General features: G+C 64.5%; 12 protein-coding genes. 6 read left to right on the forward strand and 6 right to left on the reverse strand.

What is annotated here, in order from left to right; all coding sequences use genetic code 11:
• Nucleotides 1-9: 9 nt before the first annotated feature.
• A complete protein-coding gene (locus H537_RS0140020; protein ID WP_029002306.1) occupies nucleotides 10-1359 on the reverse strand; it encodes an IS701 family transposase in 1350 nt (449 codons plus the stop codon).
• A gap of 440 nt (nucleotides 1360-1799) precedes the next feature.
• Between H537_RS0140020 and H537_RS48635 the strand changes: the two genes are divergently transcribed.
• From H537_RS48635 to H537_RS0140035, 3 genes are read left to right on the forward strand one after another with little or no spacing between them, the layout of a single operon-like run.
• Complete coding sequence (locus H537_RS48635) at nucleotides 1800-2219, forward strand: transposase family protein (protein ID WP_084151333.1); 420 nt, start codon at nucleotides 1800-1802, stop codon at nucleotides 2217-2219.
• Nucleotides 2216-2944, forward strand: coding sequence for an ISAs1 family transposase (locus H537_RS0140030; RefSeq protein WP_156902291.1), 729 nt, complete (start codon nucleotides 2216-2218; stop codon nucleotides 2942-2944). The genes H537_RS48635 and H537_RS0140030 overlap by 4 nt, the downstream gene beginning before the upstream one ends.
• Nucleotides 2945-2960: 16 nt before the next feature.
• Nucleotides 2961-3395, forward strand: a complete 435-nt coding sequence (locus tag H537_RS0140035) for a universal stress protein (RefSeq protein ID WP_029002308.1) — start codon at nucleotides 2961-2963, stop codon at nucleotides 3393-3395.
• 39 nt (nucleotides 3396-3434) lie between these two features.
• On the opposite strand, the gene H537_RS56405 is transcribed toward H537_RS0140035, so the two are convergent.
• Complete coding sequence (locus H537_RS56405) at nucleotides 3435-3560, reverse strand: hypothetical protein (protein WP_259375269.1); 126 nt, start codon at nucleotides 3558-3560, stop codon at nucleotides 3435-3437.
• Between the two features lie 392 nt (nucleotides 3561-3952).
• Nucleotides 3953-4630, reverse strand: coding sequence for a PEP-CTERM sorting domain-containing protein (locus H537_RS0140045; RefSeq protein ID WP_029002309.1), 678 nt, complete (start codon nucleotides 4628-4630; stop codon nucleotides 3953-3955).
• 7 nt (nucleotides 4631-4637) lie between these two features.
• Here H537_RS0140045 and H537_RS0140050 point away from each other — a divergent pair, with 7 nt between their 5' ends.
• The 3 genes from H537_RS0140050 to H537_RS0140060 all read left to right on the forward strand — a co-directional run bounded on the left by H537_RS0140050 (nucleotide 4638) and on the right by H537_RS0140060 (nucleotide 6506).
• Complete coding sequence (locus H537_RS0140050; protein ID WP_029002310.1) at nucleotides 4638-4979, forward strand: hypothetical protein; 342 nt, start codon at nucleotides 4638-4640, stop codon at nucleotides 4977-4979.
• Nucleotides 4980-5258: 279 nt separating this feature from the next.
• Entirely contained in the window at nucleotides 5259-5450 is a 192-nt protein-coding gene (locus H537_RS0140055; RefSeq protein WP_029002311.1) for a hypothetical protein, read from the forward strand.
• 330 nt (nucleotides 5451-5780) lie between these two features.
• Complete coding sequence (locus H537_RS0140060) at nucleotides 5781-6506, forward strand: PEP-CTERM sorting domain-containing protein (protein ID WP_169517204.1); 726 nt, start codon at nucleotides 5781-5783, stop codon at nucleotides 6504-6506.
• Nucleotides 6507-6566: 60 nt separating this feature from the next.
• Here the strand turns inward: H537_RS0140060 and H537_RS0140065 are convergent, their stop codons facing one another.
• The 3 genes from H537_RS0140065 to H537_RS0140075 form a co-directional block, all read right to left on the reverse strand.
• Nucleotides 6567-6833, reverse strand: a complete 267-nt coding sequence (locus H537_RS0140065; protein WP_375136367.1) for an AMP-binding enzyme — start codon at nucleotides 6831-6833, stop codon at nucleotides 6567-6569.
• A 55-nt stretch (nucleotides 6834-6888) separates the two neighbouring features.
• On the reverse strand, nucleotides 6889-7272 hold the full coding sequence (locus H537_RS52145; RefSeq protein WP_238446978.1) for an outer membrane protein assembly factor BamB family protein: 384 nt from the start codon (nucleotides 7270-7272) through the stop codon (nucleotides 6889-6891).
• A 606-nt stretch (nucleotides 7273-7878) separates the two neighbouring features.
• On the reverse strand, nucleotides 7879-8685 hold the full coding sequence (locus H537_RS0140075) for a PEP-CTERM sorting domain-containing protein (protein WP_156902292.1): 807 nt from the start codon (nucleotides 8683-8685) through the stop codon (nucleotides 7879-7881).
• Nucleotides 8686-9102 lie beyond the last annotated feature (417 nt).

The following is a 9102-nucleotide window of genomic DNA, read 5'->3' on the forward strand; positions in this document are numbered from 1 at the left end:
CTTTGGCCATTACGCGGCATAGCAGGCCGCCTCGTGCAGGCGGCGCCAGACGCTGCGGGGTACTTTAATGATGTCGCGCTCGCAACGGGACGTTGATAGACTGATGGCGCGCCACCAGTGGGCTCGTACCGCAGCCAGCGCGTCGCTGAATGTCGGGACGGTTTTTACGTACCACGCGGCATGGCGCATGGGCAGCTTTGCGCCACGCACGAGTCGGTCGGCCAGCAGCGTCACCAGCGAGAACATACCCAGCAAGACCGGCGTGGTACGCGCAATAGCCAGATCACTCCACTGACGCTGTGTCTCCACACTGAGGTGACGACGCACCTCTTCATAGGTGACTTCCACTTGCCAGCGCCGCACGTAATGCTGCACGACTTGCAACGCTGTCATGTTGGGGTCGGTGCATAGCAGCGCCTGTGGGTCGAAGCGGCGCAGCGGATCACGGATGAGCACCCAGCGGATGGGCAGCGCCGCTATCCCCGCGTGGTACCACACGGCACAGCCCGAGAAGATCTCGACGGGGCGTGCCGTCTGGCCGTACCAGTGCGGCACCACCACGTGCTGCCAGCGGGTGCGAGACTTGCACTGCACCTGGGCCAGCGAAGCTAGCCGCTTGCCCTTCTTGGCAGGGCGCCCGGGCCTGCCAGGAGCCCTCGGCGGTGCGGGTGCGTAGAGCGCGGCGTCCAGCCGCAGCCGCGTGATGCACGTCATGCGCGTGGCCAGTGCGCTCAACAATTCCAGCGCCGCGAAGCTCGAATCCCCCACCAGCACCAATTCGCGCCCTGGCAGCCAGCGCCAGACCTGCTCAAGCAGCTGGCGCGCATAGTCCGTCAGCCGCTTGTGGCGCCGCCCGCGCTGTTGGTCGTAGCGCTCGGATGGGGCCAGCACCGTGAGCACGGGCAGTGCCCATACCCGTTGCGCCCATGGGATGGGGGCCAGCAGCATCACGCTGAGCCAGCGCAGCCCACTGGCTTTGACGAAATGACTGCGCGAGGAGCGCACCGGGTCCCGGTAGATGCCGAGCGCGGCAATGCGTGCACCGCGCCGGCGCTCGATGGTGTCGTCCACGCCCAGCACGATGGGCCCGTCGGGCACGAAGGTGCGCACCAGCAGTCCCAGCAGCACACGCGCTGCAGCGCGTGGCGACCACACCGCGCGGCTGAGCACGCGATGAAAGTTCACGAAATGCGGCTCGTACGCCAGTCCCAGTACCCGCAGTACGCTAGCTACCGTGCGCGCTCCGGGCACCAGCACTGCACCCATAAGCAGTAGCTGGGCATGCTGCCAAGTCCGCTGACAAAACAGCCCCGCGAACCACAAAATGACCTGCGCGAAGCGGGTCGGCAGAGCAGACATGGTCTTCTCCCTTGGCCGGGGAAAGAAGTCAGTCTACGAGCCGGGCCGCTTCGCCTTTGCAGCGCGGGAATGGCCAAAGTCCAGCTTGCAAAGTTGCGAGTTTCCCGATCACCAATCAGCCCAGAATGAATGCGATCTCAACGGACTGTGGGTGTCTGGATATTCCCACACCGTTGCAGGCAACTTCGCGGACGCATTGGCCGCCAGCGCGGGCGGACTATGCTCGATGTGGGTACGGACCTCGGGGGAGGGGCCTACTGTCCGGGCCAAGCGCACCAAAATTTCGGAAAAGTACGGGACCCCCCTCGCGCGGGAATGAGAGCGGCACGAGGGCTGTATTGGCAAGCCCTCGCGAACCGCTTTGCGTGGGGCCTGTACCCCAGGGCTGTTCACTTCTGCCAAGGATAATGGCGAGCCGGTAATGCAATGACGGCAGGCGGATGAAAACGTTGAAGGAATGTCTGGCGAGGGTGAGCGACCCGCGCCGCGCACAAGGCAAGCGCTACGACCTTGTGCACACACTGCTGTACTGCGTGCTGGCGGTCGCTTCCGGGGCAACGTCGTACCGCAAGATCCACCTGTTCATCGACACGCACTGGCAGCGGCTCAACGAGGCGTTCGGCAGCGCTTGGAAGCGCGCACCGGCCTACACAGGGATAAGGAAGATCCTGCAGGGGCTCGATGCGGCAGAGCTGGAGCAGGCAATGCGTTTGATGGCCGAGGAGCAGCTGTGCGACGCACCCGAGGCGCCAGCGCAGCGTGCGCTCGCGGCGATGGACGGCAAGACGCTGCGCGGCAGCTTGGGACCAGTTCGAGGATCGCAAGGCCGCTCAGGTGCTCAGTGCGCTGGCAGTCCATGAGCGCTTGGTGTTGGGGCACGTGCTCATCGAGGGCGAAGGCAAGGACCACGAGATTCCTGCCGTGCAACGGCTCATCGAAGAACTGGACTTGGCCGGGTGCACCTTCACATTGGACGCGCTACATCTGCAAAAAAACAGTTGATCAAGTAACGGCTGCTGGGGCGCACGTGCTGTGCCAGCTCAAAGCCAACCAGCCCCGACTGCATGACGCCATGCACAAACACGCGCAGCAATGCCCGGTCGCTGATTGCGCCTATGACTGTGATGTCGGGCAGCGCAACCGAGTCGAGCAGCGCAAGGTGCGGGTGTGCGCACTGCCCCCGGGCAGCGGCGTGGAGTCCTGGCAAGACCACTTCCTTACCCTCATCTATGTACGCCGCACCACCGAGGTGTTTGATACCGCCACAGCTTGCTTCGTCCCCTGCGCTCAGGCCCCGGCGTACTACCTCAGCACGCTCAGCAGCACCAAGGTGACCGCCCGAGAGTTCGCCCGCGTCGTACGCAAACATTGGAGCATCGAGAACAGCCTGCCTCATGTGCTCGACACCACCATGGCTGAGGACGCCAGCCGCATCCGCCGCAATCCCGGCGTCTTCACCTGTCTACGCCAACTCGCGCTGAACCTGCTGCGCGGCAACGGTGAACGCAATATCTCCCAGGCCCTGTACCGCAATGCGTTCTCGCTCGACAAAGTGCTCAACTACGCAGGCATTTGGCAGAAGTGAGCAGCCCTGGGATGACATGTACACCCGCATCCTCTTTCCCACCGACGGCTCGGATGTCTGCGCCAAAGCACTGCGCCATGCGCTCGGCTTGGCCAAACTCTGCGGAGCCGAGCTGCACACCCTCAGCGCCAAGGAGCTGTTTCCCTACGGCACCGTTTCCGACCTACAGCCCACGCCGCCGCAGGAGTTCTTCGAAGACCAGGAGCGCACTGCCTCGCAACGCGTCCAGGCTGTCATGGAGGCCGCACAGAGAGCCGGCGTTCCTTGCCGTGCCAGTACCGTCGAGGCGGCCCATCCTTGGGAGGCGATCTGCAACTACGCCAGCCAGCAGGGCTGCGACCTCATCGTCATGGCCTCGCACGGCAGGCACGGCGTAGCTGCGCTGCTACGGGGCAGCGAAACGCCGAAGGTGCTCACGCATAGCGCCGTTCCGGTGCTGGTGGTGCACTGAAGGGTAGGTGATCTGGACTGGGCAAGCCGTTGCTGCGCCTCAGGTCAGTTGCTTCCAGAGCTTCTTCATCTCCTTGGCCACGCGGTGCGACTCGGCGTGCACGTCTTGCGATGTGGTCGTGAGGCTGGCGAGGCCCGGCAGCGCGCCCACCACGTCCAGCGGCACGCCGGCGGCCACCGCCGTGCTGGCGCTGGTGTGGCAGCCTGTGAGCCGAGGCCAGGCAGCAGCCGCTGCGCACCGAGCCGGTCCTTGCCTTCGAGGCGCTGGGCCACGCGCTCGAATAGACGCCGCAGGTTGTCGTGGATGGTCTGTGGCCACACGCCGTCGCCTTTGTAGGCGGGGGGGCCGTTCGGCAGCGCGGTCACGGTCTCAATGGCCCCAGCCGCGTCTACCACCTCCAGGCGGCCGGCTCTGGGCAGCTTGAGGGAACGGTCTTGGTTGGGGCATCCGTGCCCGGATTCCATTGCTCCCTGATACAGCAGCCTGGGAAGAGGGCAGGCCGCACGGCTTTCTCACGCGCGCGCTCGCTGTAATCGGGGCAAGTCAGGCGCCGCTGCTCAAGCTGACCGGCGCATCACCTTGCGGCGGATGGCTGCCATGGCGCCAAGCGCCACGCCCACCAGCGCCAGCGAGCCGGGCTCGGGCACGGCGTTGGGGGCCGGGTCGGAAATCGGGCCCAAGGATCCACCCGCGCCCATGGCCAGGTCGCCGCCAGAAGGCATTGCCATACCGCCGCCGGAAGGCATGGCCATGCCTTCCGAATCCGGTCCGGTACCACTTGGCACACCGTACGGATCGCCCATGCGCAGGTACACGCTCAGGTGCGACAGGTCCTGCTGCACGCCCTTGCTGTTGAAGGCAGGCGACAGCCAGCTGCCAACGGCCGAGCCGTCGAACAGGACGTCATCGAAGAAGTACAGCGCGTAGACGGTGCTCGACTTCACCACGGCCACCATGTCCAGCTGGAGCGGTCCGGTTGCCAGGCTGCTGCCCGAGCCGCTGAGTGACCAAAATCCCTCCGGGCTCTTGGCACTGGCATTGACCGTGAAGCTGATGCCTTGCCAGGTACTGCTGACGTCGTCGCTGCTGTCGGTGTTGTCCTTGGCCACCAGCGTCCAGCCGTTGCCCCAGCTCAGGCCCAGCTCGTCAATGCCCTTGCTGTCATTGCCACTGACCAGGCCGTAGAAATCATTCGCTGCCGTGGCGTTGATCAAGTCGTCGTAGGCGTAGGTCACGTCGAAGGTGGACCCGATCCACGAAACCGTGCTGCCCGGCGTCGGAACGTCGCCCGTACCGGTGCTGGCACTGCCATTGGAGCTGCTGCTGTTGCCGTTGTTGGCACTGCTGGCGGAGCCGTTGGAAGCGCTGGCGCCGTTGCTGGCTGAGCCGCCCGAAGAAGGCGAAGCAGCGCTGGTCCCGTTGCCGTTGGCCGAGCTGTTCGACGAACCGGAGCTGTTCTTGCCGATGCCGTTGGCGGAACTGCTGGAGCCGGACGTGGCGGCTGCAGACGTGCTGGCCGTCGTGGCGGTACCGGGGAGCACCGAAGCGGGGGTGGCACTGGAGGCACCCGTGACCGATACGTGAGCCGTGCCGGCGGATTTCACGGGAGCAGCTTGCGCTGAAACGCCCACGCCGGCGAGCAACGTGGCACCGACCAACGAAGCAAGCCTCCCTCTGACACCCATGATTTCCCCAATTCCCAACTGCACGTGGCCTTGGCCTCGCGATAGGGCGGCATCTTCGCGGCAGAGGAGTCCCGGTGTGTGACAGGTTTGTGAAGAGCAAAGGACGACCCTTGGCGGGCTGGGACTACGATTGTCCTAGTCACATCGTGTGGACCGTCACCGAGGAAGCGAGGTAGGGATGGACAACCGCAGGCAGCAGCTCATGCTCGCGTTCGTGACTTACATGGACTTGCGTCAGATCGAGGGCGAAGAACTGCGGCGCAAGCTGATTACGGAGCTGAACCGCAAGCTCGATAAGTTGTTCGCCGAGGGAGCGGCCATCCCTGAGATCACGCCGGCAAGGGTGGCTGCGCTAGCGCTGCAGCCCTGAGCAATAGAGGAACGCACACCGGCGTGGGACGGGCTCCGGAGATTGTTTTCTAAAGAGAGGGACGCTGAGCTGTGGCTCGCAAAAGGGGCATGCGAGCCGAGTGCGCGCTTCGTGCGCGCAGATGGCAGCAGCAAGAAACACAAGCCCATCGAGCCGGCGCCAGGACGGTATGTGAAGGCCAAGGCGACCTAAGGTGAAGGCCGGGCCGGGCGGCACGGGACTGTCCGGCCACGTCGATTACACACTTTCCGATCTGCTACGCGCGCTCAACACCCGAACGCCCGCTTCCCGGCCATGCTGCACGGAGCCTTCATCGCACGGAGCAGCGGCATGCAACGAAGTGTCCGGAAGCTTGTCGGCTTGGCCGCCTTCAGCCTGGTCCTGGCCCCTTCAATCCATGCGGGGAACCTCACGCACTTCTCCGACCGCCAAGCCTTCGACGCCGTATTGCCTATCCCGGCCACGGTCGAGCGTTTCACCGATAGCTCACACTTTCCAATCAGCACGGGCGTGCTCAACTCCAGGACCAACCTCGTGGTGGACCATGGCACCCCGATCCGGCCCGGGGATATACAACCGGGAGTCACCTACTCGACCGCCATCGGTCAGAGCTTTTTTTTCAACATCGACCGGGGCCCTACCTCCGACGGCGGCTTTCTCGACGGCTTTGTCCAAACCAACGGCAATCCGCTCACGGTGACCTTCGACCGGCCCGTGACCGCCTTCGGCTTCGACACCAATCGCTACATGGGCAGCAAGTTCGACCTGACAATCCGCTTCACTCAGGGCCGTGAGCAGCTCCTCACCTACGCGACCGAGCCCACCGTCGGGCAATGGTTTTTCCATGGCTTCGTCAGCAACCGGCGCGACATCGCGTCCTTGGTCATTGAGGGTGAAAGCCAGCAATTCAATTCATTTGCCTTCGCTTTGGACAACTTCACCTTCAGCCCACCCGTGCCGGAGCCTTCCACCTGGGCACTGCTGCTGGGTGGGCTGTGCGCACTGGGCGGCATGGCGCGGGCGCGGCGCCACACGCCGCACTTACCCCTACTCTGACTAGCGGCAGGCGCGCCGACCGCGTGCTCGCAATGCACGCGGCCGCTCGGCGCCGGCGGTTCAACCTCCGGACTTCAACCCCGGGCAATCCTCCTCGAAGAACTCCCCGGCCTCGCGCACGCCGCGCTCGCGGCGATCCGCCTCCAGCCTGCGCTGCTCCACGTGGCGCAGCTTGCCCGAGATAGTCTTGGGCAGCTCGGTCAGGAAGTCGATGCGGCGCACGCGCTTGTACGGTGCGAGCTGCTGGTGCGCGTAGCGCAGCACGTTCAGCGCCAGCTGTTGGAGAGTAGGGATGGCTCTGGCAACAGGGTCATCTCTACCCTCCAACAGGCGGCACGGTCGATCTCCTTAGGCCAGCTCCAGTCGAAGTCGGCCAGCGGCTTCAACTGTCCCAGGTGCGCGTCGCGCAGCCGCAGCGACGCAAGTTTTTGAATCTATTAGGTTGTTGACATCGAAGCGCACCAAAATCCGACACCCCCAAGGCTGTGCAGCACGGCACCGGTGCGGGCGAGGTGCGCACGCCGCTCACGGCGCGTTGCTGCCAGCGCAGCGCGCCCGTCTTCGCTTCAAGGGCCCGGAGGCCGTTGCCCTCAGAGCCGACGTAGAGCACGCCGTCGGCCAGGGCTGGCGTCGCAAAGTTGTAGAGGCCTGTCGGCGCCGACCACAGCGTAATGCCGATGCGGCGGTCGAGCGCATGCAGCTGGCCCTCGCTGTCGCTGACGTTGACCCCTACCCGGGCGACGGCGGTGTGGTTTGGGATACGCACATTCGTGGATGCAGCGCTAGTCTGTACTGTGTCGGGCGCGAGCTTGTCGTGCAGCCTGCCTGGCTTCGAATTGAGGAGAACTGGCTTGCGTTCCACAGATGTCGCGCTGGCCCCTGCCGTGCTGCTGTCCTACGCCTCCATCTTCACTGGTGTGGCGTACCTGCTCTGGTCCTCGGTGCCGTAGCTTTTAGCGGCCAGCACCGCCACCCAGACGGGCCAGTGCCTGCTGCAAGCGCCTCAGCCTGACGCGGGGGCTTTCCGAGATTGCCCTGTGGATGGGGACTTCGTTCGGATCAACGCTGAGCCCGGTCGCATCCGCGGTCGCAGCCCCGGCGCGCTGCGCCACTATGCCGCTTTAGGACTAGGCGATCGTACGTAGCGCTCGCTGTCTGGTCGCACGCGCAGGAAAGGATCTCCAACTTCGCGCGGGCGTGGATCACCTTGAAGGAGCACGGCCGGATGTTGCGCCTTACGACCAAGCGATGTTCCAGTGTGGGGATACCTACGACAAATTTGACCGTTGGGCGCTGTCCACTGCGCCCACCATCGGCGCACGACCTGAATACCGCGAGGCCGCCGCGAATGTGCGCCTCATCGCATCGTGCTCTACCCACCGCCAGATGCTGGAGCATGCGGCCAAGCTTCTGGGGAACCTCGGCGCCGCGTCGCCACACCCACCATACCCAGCCCCACCAACAACAGCACCGCTGTCGAGGGCTCGGGCACGGGAGGCATGTTGAAGGTCATGCGGAATGCAAGATCGCTGCTCGGCCCTTGGAAGTCGCAATTGCTGCCGCAATCCCATTTGGTTAGCGGATCGGGGAGGTGGCCGCCGCTGTTGTGGTAGACGAAATGGCCGCCCGAGTAGGCATCGGTTTCAATGGATCGCCACCGGGCCTGTCCCGCGACGCCGTCGAACAGTCCTGCGGTGCTGAAGAAGGCGACGTAGTCCTGATCGGGTGTCAATTCCACACCCTGGGTCCGGATGGTGAAGGGCCGGAACTGCACCTGCCCTGGAAGCAGATTGCGCACGCCGCTGGTGTAGAGCGCGCTGCCTTCCACCCGGCCCTCGGCTTCATTCCATTCGTACACGTAGGCTCGCAAGCGCACGGTGCTGCCGATGATGTGGCTCAGGAAGAAGGTAAAGCTGTCCAGCCGTGTGTCGGCATGCGGCGTCATGAAGGTCTGGCCGTAGGTGGTGGTATCGGGTTCGCCGAAGTAAACGATCTCGGACTCGGCGCCAGGCGTCGTGTCTATGAGCGTGCCGCCCAGAGCAGCGCCAGTGGCCAAAGGCAGGAGGATGGCGAGCATCCCGGCAGCGCCGTCTGCGAGGCGCCACGATCGCGACCGATCCTTGCCGCCGGGACGCGGAACCTGATGGAACGCCGCAAGGCCGGATATAAGGTATTTCATAGCGCTCTCCTGGGCCAGGAACACCGCCTTTGCAGCATGCTGGTGCAGCCGATACCAGCACGTCTTTGCGGCGGCGCACCACGATCGCCCGCCCGGCAAGCTAACGTAAGCAGTGGTGCGTTACGCTCGTAACCGGGTGCCTTGCGTGCGAGTTGGCGCCCAGGGGTTGCTACCTGTCCATGTGGTGCGTATTTCGACGCAACGTGACCGCCGATTTCGGCATCGTGACCGACCGTTCACGACGATCGGGACGCGGCAAGCGTTTTGGACCATCGTGTCCGGCAAATTCGAGCCGCTTGACGGGGATCTCGTACTTTTCCGCAATGTATGGAGCCGACGCCTTTTGCAAGCTCTACGTTGTGATGGAACTGGTCTGCACGCATGTATACGGCTCGCTTGATGGGCAAGCCCTGTAGG

Source organism: Azohydromonas australica DSM 1124, from assembly GCF_000430725.1.
Lineage (GTDB): Bacteria > Pseudomonadota > Gammaproteobacteria > Burkholderiales > Burkholderiaceae_C > Azohydromonas > Azohydromonas australica.